General features: G+C 62.4%; 11 protein-coding genes and 1 pseudogene. 8 read left to right on the forward strand and 4 right to left on the reverse strand.

The window, feature by feature from the left end:
* Positions 1-253 precede the first annotated feature (253 nt).
* The 3 genes and pseudogenes from cas6 to AB0K12_RS15330 form a co-directional block, all read left to right on the forward strand.
* The gene (gene cas6 / locus AB0K12_RS15320) at positions 254-991 is read left to right on the forward strand and encodes a CRISPR system precrRNA processing endoribonuclease RAMP protein Cas6 (protein WP_364560463.1); all 738 of its coding nucleotides are present in this window, start codon (positions 254-256) and stop codon (positions 989-991) included.
* Complete coding sequence (locus AB0K12_RS15325) at positions 984-1,175, forward strand: hypothetical protein (RefSeq protein WP_364560466.1); 192 nt, start codon at positions 984-986, stop codon at positions 1,173-1,175. The genes cas6 and AB0K12_RS15325 overlap by 8 nt, the downstream gene beginning before the upstream one ends.
* Positions 1,176-1,747: 572 nt before the next feature.
* A pseudogene (locus AB0K12_RS15330) lies at positions 1,748-1,906 on the forward strand (ISL3 family transposase); the annotation flags it as partial.
* Here the strand turns inward: AB0K12_RS15330 and AB0K12_RS15335 are convergent.
* The 4 genes from AB0K12_RS15335 to AB0K12_RS15350 form a co-directional block, all read right to left on the reverse strand.
* Positions 1,885-2,487, reverse strand: coding sequence for a hypothetical protein (locus AB0K12_RS15335; RefSeq protein ID WP_364560469.1), 603 nt, complete (start codon positions 2,485-2,487; stop codon positions 1,885-1,887). The pseudogene AB0K12_RS15330 and the gene AB0K12_RS15335 overlap by 22 nt on opposite strands.
* A 270-nt stretch (positions 2,488-2,757) precedes the next feature.
* Positions 2,758-3,054, reverse strand: coding sequence for a transposase (locus AB0K12_RS15340; protein ID WP_364560472.1), 297 nt, complete (start codon positions 3,052-3,054; stop codon positions 2,758-2,760).
* Between the two features lie 55 nt (positions 3,055-3,109).
* On the reverse strand, positions 3,110-3,352 hold the full coding sequence (locus AB0K12_RS15345; protein ID WP_364560475.1) for a DUF2188 domain-containing protein: 243 nt from the start codon (positions 3,350-3,352) through the stop codon (positions 3,110-3,112).
* 440 nt (positions 3,353-3,792) lie between these two features.
* Complete coding sequence (locus tag AB0K12_RS15350) at positions 3,793-5,448, reverse strand: DUF6119 family protein (protein ID WP_364560478.1); 1,656 nt, start codon at positions 5,446-5,448, stop codon at positions 3,793-3,795.
* A 154-nt stretch (positions 5,449-5,602) separates the two neighbouring features.
* Here AB0K12_RS15350 and AB0K12_RS15355 point away from each other — a divergent pair, with 154 nt between their 5' ends.
* The 5 genes from AB0K12_RS15355 (at position 5,603) to AB0K12_RS15375 (ending at position 15,631) form a co-directional block, all read left to right on the forward strand.
* Positions 5,603-7,531 carry an N-6 DNA methylase gene (locus AB0K12_RS15355; protein ID WP_364560481.1) on the forward strand — a complete coding sequence of 643 codons (1,929 nt, stop codon included), beginning with the start codon at positions 5,603-5,605 and terminating at the stop codon, positions 7,529-7,531.
* 74 nt (positions 7,532-7,605) lie between these two features.
* Positions 7,606-9,579 (forward strand): class I SAM-dependent DNA methyltransferase, encoded by a 1,974-nt coding sequence (locus AB0K12_RS15360; RefSeq protein ID WP_364560483.1) that lies wholly within the window; start codon positions 7,606-7,608, stop codon positions 9,577-9,579.
* Entirely contained in the window at positions 9,576-10,838 is a 1,263-nt protein-coding gene (locus AB0K12_RS15365; RefSeq protein ID WP_364560485.1) for a restriction endonuclease subunit S, read from the forward strand. The genes AB0K12_RS15360 and AB0K12_RS15365 overlap by 4 nt, the downstream gene beginning before the upstream one ends.
* On the forward strand, positions 10,838-13,981 hold the full coding sequence (locus AB0K12_RS15370) for a type I restriction endonuclease (protein ID WP_364560487.1): 3,144 nt from the start codon (positions 10,838-10,840) through the stop codon (positions 13,979-13,981). The genes AB0K12_RS15365 and AB0K12_RS15370 overlap by 1 nt, the downstream gene beginning before the upstream one ends.
* Before the next feature lie 81 nt (positions 13,982-14,062).
* On the forward strand, positions 14,063-15,631 hold the full coding sequence (locus AB0K12_RS15375; protein WP_364560490.1) for a serine/threonine-protein kinase: 1,569 nt from the start codon (positions 14,063-14,065) through the stop codon (positions 15,629-15,631).
* Positions 15,632-15,701 lie beyond the last annotated feature (70 nt).

The following is a 15,701-nucleotide window of genomic DNA, read 5'->3' on the forward strand; positions in this document are numbered from 1 at the left end:
CCGGCCGGTTGGGATACATCTCTTGCGATGGAGGCCGCAGGTCGCAAACCCCCGCCCGATCCCGAGGACATAGAAACGACAAGACGACACCGCACGCTGCAAGGTAGAGATAAGTCGTATACCCCCCGCCCGATTCCGAGGGGTATAGAAACCGTGGGGGCCTCAGATGGCTTCGTAGAAGGTCGCAAACATTAGAGCTTTCGGGACTTTTCGGTCTATGTGCAGGATCCAGTCTAGATATAAAATGAGGAGGATGGAATCATCAATGATGGCGTTCGTGCTCCGTTTAAAATGTCGAGGGGCTGGAATAATGGATGCTCGTAAATTGCACGGCCTCGCGTGTAGCCTCTTTGAAAGAAACGCTGATCATTCGTCTCAGGTGAAGCCTTTTGCTGTTTGGCCGTTGAGGCGGGACTCGATGGGCCGAGATGAGATGCTGATACTTCGCTGCAATTGGCTGCGTGACAGCGCGCTTCCGTTCGATCCTGAGGGGTTGTCGACGGTCCGTTTGGGGGCACGCACGTGCTCTGTGGTCGGGTTCGAATGCCATGAGGAGTCGTTTGACTCGCTGGCTGAAGGGCCGACGGTGGGTGAGGCGGTCTTGACGTTCCTGTCGCCGGTGTTCTTTGCCGCGAACGGGCGGCGGAGCGTCGCTCCGGATCCGCGGCTCATCCTTGGGGGGTATCGGCGGCGCTGGAATGAGGCCCTGCCCCCGGGCTCGCCGTACTGGATCGATGAGGAGCTGTGGAGGGCCACTCACCAGGCGACCGAGTTGCACTCGTTCGATTTGCGGACGGTCATGCGTGACGGTGGGCACGGCCACGAAGTGTCGGGTTTCGTGGGGACGGCCCGGCTCCGTGTGTTGTCGGACGAGGTCAAGGAGACCTTCAGCAGGCTCGTGCGTTTCGCGTCCTACTGCGGAACGGGGGCCCGCACCACGTACGGCTTCGGCGCGACGACGGTGACGTTCCCGGGGAGCTGGGATGGGTGAGCTGACCGCCAGGGCGTTCACCGAGCAGAATCTCCTGAACGCGTGGCATGAGGTGCGGGAGTCGGCTCTTGCCGATGGGGAGGCCGGGGCAGAGGTCGAAAGGTTCGAGGCGGCAGCTGCCAGAAGGATCAGCGGCCTTGCCGAGGACTCGCTGCGGGGACGTTCGAACCGAGTCCCGTCGTGAGGATCGAGATCGCCAAGCCAGGAGGGGGGCGAGGACGCTCGGTGTGCCGCGCCTGATCGACAGGATCGTGGAGCGTGCTCTCCTGCCTGAGTTGCTCCCAGCTCACAGTCCTTAGATCTCCGAAAGCGCTCTGCCAGGGGTCACGCAGAGGATCACACGGTCCAGGTCCGCGCATTGACCTTCAAAAGCCCAGGTCACCACCCCTGCATCATCCGAGCCGTGACAGACCCCCGCCCGATTCCGAGGGCATAGAAACTGCCCATCAAATGGGTCAGCTCATTATTCCTGTGCGTGACAGAACCCCGCCCGATTCCGAGGCATAGAAACCACGACGGTGAGCAGGGCGACCAATCCCAAAAGAACGGGAGTGGTGACATGCCCCCGCCCGATTCCGAGGGCGTAGAAATTCCGGGGATGCCGAGACTTTGTTGGTCAGTTTGGCAATCCATCGCCCGATCGTTGCTTATAGGGTCTGTACGGTCTTCGGCTCTGTCTCAAATTCGGCGGTTACGGATGGTGTCATACCGTCACGCTGAGTTGTGATCGGTGTCAGTCAGCTACTAGTCCATACGGTGTTCTCGGGGTTATCGCCGCTGGTTGTGGAAGACGTAGCGGCCAAGGGCGAACACATCCGGGTACGAGCGCGAACCCCGGAGGGATCGGTCGCCTGCCCGGACTGCGGAGCCTGGACAGCCGGCGTGCACGGGTATCACGAGCGAATCGTTGCCGATGCCTTCTGTGTCGCGGTCCAGTCATAGTCCGCCTGCGCCTTGCTCTGGCGGGAGTGATCCAGCAGCATCGGGGTGATCAGCGCGATGCCGTACTTCTCCCGGGCTCCGACCAGGAGTTCGGCCGAGGGATAGCCGGAATCGAGGTAGTGCTCGCCGGGTATCAGCCCGCGCCGGGCCAGGGCCTGGTGGATCTTCTCGGTGGCCTTGCCGTCGGGCACGGTGGCGTCCGTCGTGGTCACGTTGGTGATCAGATTCGGCGGCATCGGCTCGGCACCGGCCACCGCTGCTGATGTGGTGCTCGTCTCGGCGGTGTTGTCGCAGCTCTCGCTGACATGAAGTTTGTATCCGTTCCAGACCAGGTCATCGCCCTTGGCCGCCCACCGGGCATCTGTGTCATACGGCGAGGTCAGCCGCACTCTGCCCGGTGGGATCCCCTCACCACCGGCCTCCAGGGATTCCCGCCGCTTAATCACCTCCCGTCCCTTACCGTCGGTGACACGCACATAGTTGTGGATCAGCATCACCCGCAGCGCCTGTACCGCCGGCAACTGGCGCAGCCCAGACCGGGGAAAACGGTGCATACACGGCGCTGATGAGCGCGTATCCGTACGCGCCAGCGAGCTCATCGCGCTTGGCGTGTGACGAGGGCAACCGCCAGGAATCCACCCGGGCCCGATACCGATCGGCCCAGCCAGGCACGTCCAAGACCTGCTCCACCCAGCCCGGCGCCGCCGCCGACAAGGCCTCCAGCGCCGCACGCACGCACTCGCGGGCCAGCTCCAGCCGGTTCAGATCACGAACTGCGGCGATCACGTGCGTTGAGTCGGTCCGCTGCCGGTCTCCGGCTTTGATCAGCCCTTTCCCGGCCAGCGCGGCCAGCAGCAAATCCAGCGCTTTTCCTCCAGGCCATGCGCGGCGACCCGAGCACGGAACTCGCTCAGCACGGTGTGATCGAACCCGGGATCGTCCGCTTCCAGCGGCAGAGCGTACTTCCAGTCCATCCCGAACTTGGCGCGGTCGGCCGCAGCCCGGTCGGTCAGGTTCTCCACCTTCTGCAGCACGGTGATCAGCGCCAGCATCCCCCGGGACAGGCCGGGCCGCCCACGGGTGCCGTACGCCTCGGCGGGCAGAACCGGAGACAGGCCCAAGGTGAGTTCAGGGGAAAGGGGAAAATGGTTCCCCTGAACTCACCCGATCTTCAGCTCAGCCCTTCGGCGGGTAGGGGTCGTTCCCAGGGGCGATGGTCCGCTGGTCGCGCACCTGCCCATTGGTGGCGTGGACCCGCAACTCGCCGCCGCCGTCATTCGCCAGGATGTGTGACGCACGATCGATGGCCTGAGCTTGGGTGGGCGCCACGGCGCTGGCACGACTTGCGCCCGGCTTGGTGACACCCCAGGTGCCGTCTGCGCGACGCACCACGTCGCGGGAGTTGGCCCTTCCTGACATGTTCCTCGTTTCCGAGGTCAGCCATGTCGGCACGGATCCGCCTTGGGATGTACTTGGATCCGGGGTATGGTCCGAAGGCGCGACCAACGCATTCAGGGCCCACTGCCGGGGCGGCTGACCTCTTCGGTCATGGCCCCCGCAGGGGCCTGATCTATTTCGGACGATCCCAGTACAGCACATCTTCTCGAATGGATCCAGAGACACCACAACATGTAGTGGTGTCTGCTTGATGAGTCGCAAGATGTGGGTGCTTCCGAGATCGATTTAGTCACCAACGGCCCGACGACATCATGGCGGATGGGACCGACAATCTGACGGACACCCTGGCCAGGGTTTCGAGTCGGAGCGCCGTGTTGGTTCGCGCGTTGTTGTCCTGCTGAAGCAATCGTGTCGTGACTCGACCGGTTTGCCGAGCGCTGAATCCTTGCGGAGGGCCGCCTTTATGCGGCTTCCTCTCCTGAGACGGCTTCGATCGGGATGCCGACGACCTCCACGGTGACGCCGTACTGTCGCATGAGCGTGTCCGCGAGGTTCACGAGCGCCACCTGCGCGAAGGGGTAGAGCGAATCCGGGGTTAGGTCCTTGCCCTTGAGGAGGATCGCCAGCATGACCTTCTTGGGTCTGAAGTCCTCCGGTACCGTGAGTCGGCCGCCGCTCACCTGAGCGACCTTGGCGCTGAACTTTGCCCGTGCCATGGGCTCCTCGTACAGGGCCTGGGTGGAGATCAGTGCCTGGTTGAACTGGTGGCTCAACGGCTCGGAGCTTTCGGCCATCTTGACGTGCACGAGCGTGTGCCGGTTGGTCACGCCGTCACAGGCCTCCAGGCCGTTGCCCCTTCGGTGCTGCAGCGTCCGGAAGAGCTTCCGGTCAAGGCAGACGTATGTGGCCGGCCCGAAGCGGTGCTGCATCCGCTCGTTGTAGTCCTTCTCGCTCTCGCCCGGACGCCACGGGAGCATGGCAAGCTCCGGCTGCTCCACGACAAGCTCGCGCATCCGGCGCTTGATCTCGTCGATGTACACCGCGCCGCATTCGTACCACTCGCCGTCGCTCAACTGGTAGATACGAGCCCCGACCGATACGGCGGCCTCGACCCAGCGGATCGCAGAGGCGTAACCGATCGACTGCTTTCCCTCGCCATCGGCGCACATATCGATGCGGCCCTCCCGAAGAGCGGCAACGGGGGTGCGACGATGCTGCACCTTGCACCGCCAGCGCAGGTCTTCGAGGTCGGGTTCGTCCCGGACGATCGGGGCACTACCGACCCTGATCAGGTAGGAGCGGCATTCATGGCGGCGCTCGCTGAGATCCGCCGGGATGACGATCTGCACACGGACGTCGCCGGTTCCTCGTAGTCCTTCGTCCAGCATCGCGTCGAGCTGCTGGAGCAGCGTCTCGTCGCCCACCGGTTGGATGGCTTCAAGCGACTCGAACTGAGGCCGCACCGGCCGATTGCGGACCTCGTTAAGCCGTCGCAGCAGGGCCAGGAACTTCGCCGGCTCCAGCGGGATGGGCAGCCGAAGCCCGTCTCGGCCTTCGATGGAAACGGTCTCCCGGTGGCTGAGGCCCAGGTCAGCGGCCTTGATCAGACCGCCGAGCTTCTTCACCAGTTCGGTGTAGCCGCGCACACCGACGACGCCGATGGGAATTCCGCTCGGTGCCAGCGTGGAGTCCTGCCGGGACAAGCCGCCAATGGTGCGGCGGACGACGTCCTGGACCTGGTCTGGGTCGACGACACGCAGCGCGCAGCGCAGGCCGAACCCGCGCTCTTTCAAGCCGGTGATCGAGAGGTAACCCTGGCCGAAGGTGATCGCGTAGACGTGGCCGTCCACTGCTACGACGAGCACCGCTTCCGCGTCCTGCCTGAGGAGGTCGAGGGGAACGTCGGTGAGCCGCGACAGCCCCGAACACCAGCCCGGTTGGGCAGGCGGGAGCTGGCGGTAGTACAGGAGCGCCGGAGCGCCGTTGATCTCGAACGGATGGACGGTGACTCCGGGCTCAGAGAGTCGACCAGAGGCAGTGGCGTCGAACATGCCCTCCGTGGTGGGGGTGACGCCGGTGAGTCGGTGGACAGTGGCGTTGAGCGTGGTGGACGACATGGCGTTCCTCCGGGGAAGTCGAGACGGTCGGGCCGCCTTCGGTGGAGTGCTTACGCCAAGTATGACTGAAAGCAGTGTCAAAAAGTTCCTGCTTGTTTGAGGGAGCTTTACCTTGATACCTTCGAACTAGCCGTTCAGATCACGAGGAGGCGCCATGTCACAGGCTCCGATGCACGTGACCGCAGCCGAGATCTCCCGGCTCGCGGGTGTCACACGCGCTACGGTCAGCAACTGGCGGCGACGGCATCCCGACTTCCCGGCTCCGGTCGCCGGAGCCGACGCCAATCCGCTCTACGACTTGGCTGAGGTCCGTGATTGGTTGTCTCGTCGAGACCTAAAGTCCAAGATCGATCCTGTTGAGGAGCTGAGGACGCTTCTTCGCCTGCGCGGCGATTCCTCGGTTGCGGCTCGCTTGTTGCCCTTTGTGCTGGCGGCTGATCGAGGCAGCACATCGGAGCTGATGAAACTTGGGGATGAGGCTCTCGCTGCCTCGGCAACCAAGGCAGTGAAGGCCATAGCCAAGGAACTACCTCCCACACGAACAAGCTCCTTTGAGCCTGTTGATGCAGCACTGCTGAGGACCGTCCTGAAGGGAGTCAAGGACGAAAGCGCCCGTACCGTGATGGACGTCCTCGCCGAGCGGCAGCTGGCCGATAGCCATTCGGGCGGGGCCTACAGCACCCCGCAACCGCTCGCCGACCTCATGGCCGACCTCCTGCGCGACGGCGACGAGTACCCCCAGGTCGTCTTCGACCCGGCTTGCGGCGGCGGTGCTTTGCTGGAAGCCGCCGGTCGTCGAGGGGCGCGACATCTGCTGGGTCAGGACCGTCTCGACATCCAAGCCCTGCGCAGTGCCGTCCGGTTGAAGATCTCCCAGTTAGAGCAGGAGATCAAAATCGTATCGGGAGACAGCCTCGCCGCTGACGCGTTCGCTGACCTTCGCGCTGATGCCGTGCTGTGCAACCCGCCCTTCGGCGATCGCGACTGGGGGCATGACGAGCTGGTCTACGATCCCCGATGGACATACGGTGTGCCGCCGCGCGGAGAAAGCGAGCTGGCCTGGGTTCAGCACGCGCTGGCGCATCTCGTCCCTGGTGGTCATGTCGTCATGCTTCTCCCGCCGTCAACCGCCGCCCGTACACCGGGTAGGAAGGTCCGCGCCGAGCTGCTCAAGGCCGGCGCGCTCCGCGCGATCATCGCGCTACCGCCGGGACTTGCCGTCCCCATGCATGTAGGTCTCCACCTATGGCTGCTTCGCCAGCCAGGTCCTGCCCCCACGGGCGAGCCCATCCTGATGGTTGACCTGTCGGGAGAGGAAACCGGCTGGGCCGAGCTCACCACAGAGATTCTCAGCCTGTGGCGGACTTATCTCGACAATCCCACCGCGTTCGAATCTGTACCGGGCACAGCGCGTGCGCTACCTGTCGTCGAGCTCTTCGGGGAGAACGTCGACCTCACACCGATCCGGCATCTCCACAAGGCCACGCTTGACCCCAGCGCGACCGCCCGACGGGCTCAGCAGCTGTTTCAGCAGCTGAGCCAAGGTGTGAACGACCTTTCCGCAGCAGTTTCTGCCCAGTTGTGGACCGACATGAGCGATCAGCCGAAGACCTGGCGTACCGCCACTGTGGAGGATCTCGGTAAAGGCGGGCTGCTGGCGGTAATCCGAGCTAAGTCGAGCCGCGTCCAACCTGGCGATGTACTGGTTCCACGAGTGCTTTCTCGCCAACAGACCATGGTCACAGTCGCAGGAGAAGAGGGCGCTGGTCAGCGTCCTGACTCGGACGTTGTTCTCCTTCGCCCGGACCCTGCGCGCTTGGACCCCTGGTTCCTGGCCGGATTCCTGGCCACTGAGGAGAACCTGGCCGCAGCATCCAACCTCCGACTGGACGTTCCTTTTGAGCCCCGTCGTTTCAAGGTCCCGCTGCTACCGCTGCATGAGCAGCGCCGGTATGGCCAAGCGTTCCAGGAACTACGCCGGTTGGAACAAGCGGCGCAGGAGGTGTGGAACCTGGCGAATGAGACAACTCGCGCGGTGAATACGGCTCTCGCTGGCGGCGGACTCATCCCGCCGGACCTTTGATCCAGTTTCCCTCGCAGGCAACGTGAGATTTTGATGCACTGGCATCAGCAACCCTCCTAGGAAGAAGAACCTCGTTGGATCTCGGCAAGCACGCACAACTCTCCAACAACGCCTGGGCCGTCGCCGACTTGCTGCGTGGCGACTTCAAACGACATGAGTACGGCAAGGTCATCCTGCCTTTTACGGTCTTGCGCCGCCTGGAGTGTGTTCTCGAACCCACCCGCGACAAGGTGGCGGATGCTTACGACGGCGGTGAGAAGCGCGAGTTCTTCCTACGCAGGGCTTCCGGGCAGAGCTTCTACAACACCAGCCGCTACACCCTGAAGAAGATCGCAGGCGATGCCGGGCATGCGGCAGCCAACCTGAGCGCGTACATCGCGTCTTTCTCCAGTAACGCGCGAGAGGTTCTGGAGAAGTACGACTTCGCCCAGCAGATCAAGAGATTGGACGAGGCCAACCTTCTCTATATGGTGGTCGGCCGCTTCGCCGACCTCGACCTGCGGCCGTCCATGATCTCAAACCAGCTGATGGGGTACGTGTTCGAAGACCTCATCCGGCGATTTGCGGAAGCGTCCAATGAGACCGCCGGTGAGCACTTCACCCCACGCGAGGTCATCGAACTGATGGTGAACCTCCTCATCGCCCCCGACGCCGATCTGCTCCGTGAGAGCGGCGTCGTCCGTACCGTGTTCGACCCCGCCTGCGGTACGGGTGGCATGCTGTCTGCAGCAGAGGAGCACATCACGGCTCTGAACCCCGGTGCCACCGTCAAGGTGTTCGGCCAGGAACTCAACCCCGAATCCTGGGCGATCTGCGGCTCTGACCTCATCATCAAGGGTCAGAATCTGGACAACATCGCCTTCGGCAACTCTTTCACGCAGGACGGCCACGAAGGCGAGAAGTTCGACTACCTGCTCGCCAACCCGCCGTTCGGCGTCGAGTGGAAAAAGATAAAGAACGCGATCGAAGCCGAGCACAAGAGCGAGCCGGAGGGCAAGTTCCGGGCCGGCCTGCCGCGGATCAACGACGGCTCCTTCCTATTCCTGCAGCACATGATCTCCAAGATGAAGGAGCCGGCACGGGGAGGCAGCCGTGTCGCGGTCGTCTTTAACGGCTCCCCGTTGTTCACCGGCGCCGCCGGTTCGGGGGAGTCGGAGATCCGCCGCTGGATCCTGGAGAACGACTGGCTGGAGGCCATCGTGGCCCTTCCCGACCAGCTCTTCTATAACACGGGCATCTCCACGTATTTCTGGATCCTGACCAACCGCAAGTCGCCGGAGCACGAGGGCAAGGTCATCCTGCTGGATGCCCGTGACTACTGGCAGAAGATGCGCAAGTCGCTGGGCGACAAGCGCAAGGAGATCGGCAAGGAGCAGATCCGAGAGATCACTCGGTTGTACGGAGAAGCGCTGAGCGTGGCGGCCGACTCTGATCATCCTCTGCACGGCAAGGTGAAGGTCTTCCGTAACGAGGAGTTCGGCTACCACCGGATTACAGTGGAGCGCCCGCTGAAGCTCCGCTTCGAGTTGACTGAGGAATCTTGGGAGAGGTTCTCCTACACCGCTGAAGCACACGGAATGCTCGGATCCGTCAGCGGCATGATGGAGGCGATCCGCCCCCTGGTCGGCTCCACCTGGGCAACGAAGGCGGAGGCGTTCGGCGCGCTGCAGAAGGCCGTAGTCGAGGCTGGACTGACCTGGCCCACGAAGGCCCCCTTCTACAAGGCCCTCCGTGACCTTCTCAGTGTTCGAGATCCGCAAGGCGAAGTGCAGTACAAGAAGAAGGACGAGATCGAGCCCGACCCCGAGCTGCGAGACTACGAGAACGTTCCCTTGGAGGAGGATGTGGAGAGCTATCTCAAGCGCGAAGTCCATCCACACGTCCCCGACGCCTGGATCGATCGCGATAAGACCAAGATAGGCTACGAGATTCCCCTTGCTCGCCACTTCTACGTCTATAGGCCTATGCGCCCGTTGGTGGAAATAAGTGCCGAACTCAAGACCCTTGAGGCGGAGATACAGCGCATTCTGGGCGAGGTGACAAAATGACGATAGTGGCGACGACACTTAGGGCTGTAGCAGAAGTTTCTCTTGGACGCCAGCGTTCTCCGCAACACGCAGAAGGGCCGTACATGATGCCCTATCTACGGGCTGCCAACGTCAAGGACGGCGTTCTGGACCTTACGGATGTCCAGGAGATGAACTTTTCGCCCGCCGAGCAGGAAATCTTCTCACTGTCGCCCGGAGATGTCCTTGTCACCGAGGGGAGCGGCAGCTTGGGCACCGTTGGTGCTTCAGCCGTATGGCGCGGAGAGCTGCCTGGCATGGTGTGCTACCAAAACACATTGCTTCGTCTCCGCCCGCGAGAAATTACGGATGGGCGCTTTCTCGGATGGTGGGCTCGTTCCGCCTTCGGTACTGGTGTGTTCGCGTCGATAGCAACTGGTGCAAATATTCACCATCTCAGTGCGGAACGGGTACGGACACTTCCTATCCGATTGCCGCCGCTGGAGGAGCAGAGGCGAATCGCGGACTTCCTTGATGCTGAAACAAGTCGTATCGCCCGCCTCATCGCTCTGCGCTCTCATCAGGCGAGTCTTATCTCATCGTATCTATCCGCCCGAGTATCAGAGACTTACGAGGAACTCTTGGGCCAATATGGAGCAATTCGACTGCGCCATGTGCTGATGGGTATCGAGCAAGGTTGGTCCCCCCAGTGTGAAGATAGGCCAGCAGAACAGGGCGAGTGGGGAGTGGTAAAAGCTGGCTGTGTAAATAGTGGTGTATTTGACCCCAGGCAACACAAGGCCCTACCTGTCGACGTCACCCCACGAACCGAATATCGACTGAATGCAGGAGACCTGTTGATGTCAAGGGCTAGTGGATCGCCTAGCTTGATTGGAAGCGTAGGTGTCGTCGGCGAATATGAAGGCAATCTTCTGCTCTGCGATAAGCTCTATCGCATCAGCCTGGATAAAACCCGTATGGCCGCCGGGTTTGTGGCTCACATGCTGCGAAGCCATCGTGTCCGGGAGCACATCAAAAATGGCATTTCGGGTGCGGACGGTATGGCGAATAATCTGCCAACCGGAGTGGTCAAGGACTGTGTCCTCCCGAACATTCCACTCGCTTGCCAGGAACAGATATCACGTGGGCTCGAGCGCGTCACTAAGGAGGCCAGTTACGCACGGTCGCTCATTGAGCGCTCAAGGGAACTGCTGGTGGAGCATCGGCAGGCACTGATCACGGCGGCGGTGGGCGGGCAGTTCGATGTTTCCACGGCGAACGGGCGCGGGGTGGAGGAGTGATGGCCGCGAACCATAAAGAGGAGGCGTTCCGGAGCGCGATCCTGGCCGAGATGCAGGAGCATGGTTGGCTGGTAGGTAAGTCCTCGGACTACCGGCCCGATCTCGGTCTTGCTGCTGGCGAGCTTTTTACATTCATCGGTGCGACCCAGATCGATGAGTGGGACCAATTGCTCTCTCTCTACGGGAACGATCCCGACGAGGCTCAGCAAGGGTTCGTGCGCCGCGTGCACCAGGCGATCGCCACGGACGGCGTTCTGGAAGTGTTGCGGAACGGGGTCAAGGATCGTGGTGTCCGGATCCGCTTGGCGTACTTCAAGCCGAACCTCGTTGAGTCCGATGACATGCTGACCAACTACCGGGCCAACCGGCTGACGGTCATCCGCGAGGTCTCGTACGCGACCAAGAAGGCCGATCAGGGGAACCGGCTCGACCTGGTGCTCTTCGTCAACGGTATCCCCACCGCCACGGTCGAACTGAAGAACCCGCTCACTGGTCAAGGCGTGGAGGAGGCGAAGAAGCAGTACCGGGACGACCGTGACCCCACCGAGCTGATTTTCGCGCAGCGGGTGGTGGCCAACTTCGCTGTGGACCCCGATCAAGTCTTCGTCGCGCCGAAACTGCGCGGGAAGTCCACGTTGTTCCTTCCGTTCAACACTGGTTCGGAGGGTGCTGGGGAATCCGGGGGCGCAGGCAATATGGCCCCTGCCGTACCAGGTAAGTACGCGACCTCCTACCTGTGGGAAGAGGTCTGGGCGCGGGACAACTGGCTCGATCTGCTGGAACGTTTCATCCACAGGAACAGGGACGGCGCGAGCAGCTCGATCATCTTCCCGCGGTTCCACCAATGGGACGCTGTAAAGAAGCTGACAGCACACGCCGTACGGCACGGCGTCGGCCAGAACTACCTGATCATGCACTCGGCGGGATCAGGCAAGTCGAACACGATCGCCTGGCTGGCGCATCGGCTCAGCACTCTGCACACGGCGACCGACGCCAATGAACTCGACCCGGAGGCAGTCAAGCGCGGGCTCAAGCCGGGCGTTCCGGTCTACGACAAGACCATCATCATTACCGACCGGCGCAACCTCGACGCTCAGCTCCGCAAGACCGTCGGTAACTTCGAGCAGACCGCCGGCCTCGTCGTGAAGATCGATGAGAAGCATGGAGCGAAGTCGGCTCAGTTGGCCAGGGCGCTCTCCAGTGAGAGCGGGAAGATCATCACGGTGACGCTGGCCACGTTTCCAGTGCTGGTGGAGTACCTGAAGGAGAACCCGACCGAGATCAAGGGGCGGACCTTCGCCATCATCATGGACGAGGCGCACTCATCTCAGTCCGGCGAGGCAGCCAAGGCAGTCCGGGCCGTCCTTCGGGATCTGGGCCTCGATGCCGAAGATGACGACCAGGGGGCCACGAGCGTCGAGGCGAAGCTGGAGCGCAGCGCAGCTGAACGCGCCAGGGCCGCCAACATCTCCTATTTCGCCTTCACCGCCACCCCAAAGGCCAAGACTCTGGAGCTGTTCGGCACGCCTACGAAGGTTGCTGGCGAGCTGAAGTATGAGCCGTTTCACACCTACGCGATGCGGCAGGCGATTGAGGAAGGTTTCATCCTCGATCCGCTGCGTAGCTACGTTACCTATGACACGTACTGGAAGCTCGTCAACAAGAACCCCGATGACCGGGAGGTTGACAAGTCTAAGGCGAGCCCGCTGCTGGCCAAGTACGCCCTGACCCACGACGCGACCGTTGCTCAGCAGGCGACGGTCATCGTCGAGCACTTCCTGGCCCATACCCGTAACAAGATGGGCGGACGGGCCAAAGCCATGGTCGTCACCTCATCGCGGCTGAGCGCCGTCCTGATGTCCCGGGCTATCAAAGAGGAGCTGGAGATTCGAAATCAGGATATCGGCGTGTTAGTTGCCTTCTCCGGCAACCTCAATCATGGGGCGGAGAAGGACATCACCGAGGTCAAGGAGAACGGCGGCCTCGCCGAGGACCAGCTTCCCAAGGCGTTCGCCTACACGCGCGCCGATGACAAGGCGGTCAAGGCGGGTGGGAAAGGCCGGCCGGAATACCGGATCCTCGTGGTCGCCGAAAAGTATCAGACCGGCTTCGACGAACCGCTGCTGACGACGATGTACGTTAACAAGAAGCTGTCTGGCATCGCGGCCGTCCAGACACTCTCGCGGCTCAACAGGACCGCCGACAGAAAGTCGCAGACGGATCTAGCCGTCATGGATTTCGTCAACGATGGCGAGCAGATCCGGAGCTCCTTCCGGCCGTACTTCGAGCAGGCTACGACGCTTCCATCGGATCCGAACCTGCTCTACACCGCGCAGAGCAAGGTGATGACGGCCGAGCTGCTCTACCGGAAGGAGATGCTGGACTTCGCCGTCGCGCTGCTGGGCGCCGATGAAGCGGGGCTCTCGCCCGAGAAGGCGCATGCGGAGCTCTATCGGCACCTGGTTCCTGCAGTCGACCGATTCAAGGCGCTGCTCGACGGTGATGACGAACTGGACCGCAAGCGGGCCGAGGACTTTCGTACGGACTTGGACAGCTTTGTCAGCAAATATGGTTTCCTCTCCCAGATCATCCCGTACAAGGACATCGACCTGGAACTGCTCTATGTCTACGGACGCGCCCTGCTGACGAGGCTGCCGCACGGCCATCGGGGCGACGTGGACCTGGGAGAGATCGAGCTCACTCACGTACGGACAGAACAGACAGGCTCGTACGACCTCAGCCTCACACCTGAAGGCACAGCCGAGCTGAAGGGCTTCGGCGACGGCTCCGGCCGGAGCAAGGACGAGGAGAAGTCGCTGCTGTCGGAGCTGATCGAGAAGTTCAACGAGAGGTTCGGCACCGACTTCACCGAGCAAGATGTCATCGTCCCGTTCAACGAGGCTGTCAACGACCCCAAGGTACGGCAGGCCGCGGTCGCCAACGTCGACCCGGAGAATTTCGGTCACGTCTTCAACGACGTCTTCATCAACAAGGTCGCCGATCACGTGGACACGCTGCGGACTCTGGGCGACCGTTTCTTTGATGCCAAGGACACCAGTTTCCGTAATGCGCTAACCAAGACCGCGAGGCGCGCGGCGTGGCGGCTGATTCGTGAGCAGGAAGGGCTGAATGACGTTGCCTAACCGGCCAAAGCGCTAGACACTCGGAAGCTGCCGAACGCACACTTGGTGCAAAAGATGCGTAATGCGACTCGCGGAGACACAGTGCCGAGTGGACCTGTCGCCGGGCGATACGAACTGGCTGAGCTGATCAATTCCGGTGGCATGGGCGCCGTGTGGCGAGGCTACGATGCCGTCCTCGACCGTGAGGTCGCCATCAAGGTGATCAGGGCGGATGTTGTCAACTCGGTACAGGAAGCTCAAGAGCTGGCAGAGCGCTTCAGACGCGAAGCCCGCATCACTGCCCGTGTCAGGCATCATGGAGTGCCGCAGGTCTACGACGCGGTGCTCACCGAGTCTTACGACCAGTTGTACTTGGTGATGGAGTACATCCACGGCGCTACTCTCCGCTCTTACATCCGCCCGGACGTGTCCCTACCAGTGCCCTGGGCTGCAGCCGTCGCTGCTCAGATCGCCACTGTCCTGTCGCATGCACACGCTGTGCCGGTGGTTCACCGCGACCTCAAGCCTGACAATGTGCTGGTCACATCCGACGGCACCGTGAAGGTGCTCGACTTCGGCATCGCCGCGATCCTGCGCCCGGGCACACCTCGGCTGACCCGGCTCGGCATCCCAATGGGAACGTTTCAGTACATGTCGCCCGAGCAGACCCGAGCCAGCCAGGTCACGCCTCAAAGCGACTTGTACGCGCTAGGTTGCCTTCTCCACGAGTTGCTCTGCGGCGAACCGGTGTTCCCCGGCCCCACCGAGGAGCTCTTTTGCGAGCAGCACCGGCACGCAACTCCTATACCGCTTCGAACGCTACGCCCGGATGTTCCCGAGGAGCTTGAAAAGCTGGTGTTCGAACTGCTGGCCAAGAAGCCCGAGCACCGCCCGCAGGATGCCTACGCGGTATACACCGCTCTCCTGCCGTTCCTTCCACCACCAGGCACGCCGACCCTGCAAGGCCAGGCAAACCTGTCGGGATACCCCGACCCAACTCATATGTATCGGCGCCCCAATGCGCCTCGCCTGCCGGACGCCCCGTCGGCGGCCTCTGACGTCATCTCCGAGCCGGTGCCTGGCACCTCGCTGGATACGTCACTGAGAAACGCGATCGCCAGTGTGGACCGTCAGGCCAACGCCCTCCTCGACGAAGACCGCTACATCCAAGCAGCCGACGCGCTTGAGGGGGCCATCGCCTCCGGAGCCGAAGCGGTTGGTGCACGTCATCCCCGGGTCCTGGCTCTTCGGATAAAGCGTGCTGCGGCGCTCTTCCTCGGGGGCGACTACCGACGGGCGCTCCCAGAGTTCGATGCTCTCGCGGCTGCCTATGAAAGCACCGAGGGCCCGATGAGCGACATCGTGCTCGACTGTCGCCGTCAGGCGGCCGACTGCCGTGCTCAGCTCGGCCAAGCAACCACCGCTCTCAAGGAGTACCGTGAAGTGCTCGATCTTGTTCGTGAGAAGGAGAGCGACACATCGGAGACGGCGATAGAGGTCCGGCGAAGCATCGGAGCACTCCTCGCCACCGAAGGGGAAATCCACGCAGCCAGAGGCGTACTCACTGCCCTGCGAGATGACCTGCAGCTCCTGCTTGGCCCAGAGCACCCAGAGACGCAGGAAGTCGAGGAGATGCTCAAGCACCTCGACGAATCGGAGTCACCTGACTGATCGAAAAAGAAGCCCGCTTGCCCGCCCGCACAGAGGCCGCCATCGATCATGATGGACGGTACGGTGAAGC

This window comes from Nonomuraea sp. NPDC049419 (assembly GCF_040676995.1).
Taxonomy (GTDB): Bacteria; Actinomycetota; Actinomycetes; order Streptosporangiales; family Streptosporangiaceae; genus Nonomuraea; species Nonomuraea salmonea.

Coding starts and splice junctions, on each gene's coding strand:
- AB0K12_RS15325 (WP_364560466.1), top strand. CDS start 984: ATGGGTGAGCTGACCGCCAGGGCGTTCACCGAGCAGAATCTCCTGAAC.
- AB0K12_RS15345 (WP_364560475.1), bottom strand. CDS start 3,352: ATGTCAGGAAGGGCCAACTCCCGCGACGTGGTGCGTCGCGCAGACGGC.
- AB0K12_RS15370 (WP_364560487.1), top strand. CDS start 10,838: ATGGCCGCGAACCATAAAGAGGAGGCGTTCCGGAGCGCGATCCTGGCC.
- AB0K12_RS15355 (WP_364560481.1), top strand. CDS start 5,603: ATGTCACAGGCTCCGATGCACGTGACCGCAGCCGAGATCTCCCGGCTC.
- AB0K12_RS15350 (WP_364560478.1), bottom strand. CDS start 5,448: ATGTCGTCCACCACGCTCAACGCCACTGTCCACCGACTCACCGGCGTC.
- AB0K12_RS15335 (WP_364560469.1), bottom strand. CDS start 2,487: ATGCACCGTTTTCCCCGGTCTGGGCTGCGCCAGTTGCCGGCGGTACAG.
- AB0K12_RS15365 (WP_364560485.1), top strand. CDS start 9,576: ATGACGATAGTGGCGACGACACTTAGGGCTGTAGCAGAAGTTTCTCTT.
- cas6 (WP_364560463.1), top strand. CDS start 254: ATGGAATCATCAATGATGGCGTTCGTGCTCCGTTTAAAATGTCGAGGG.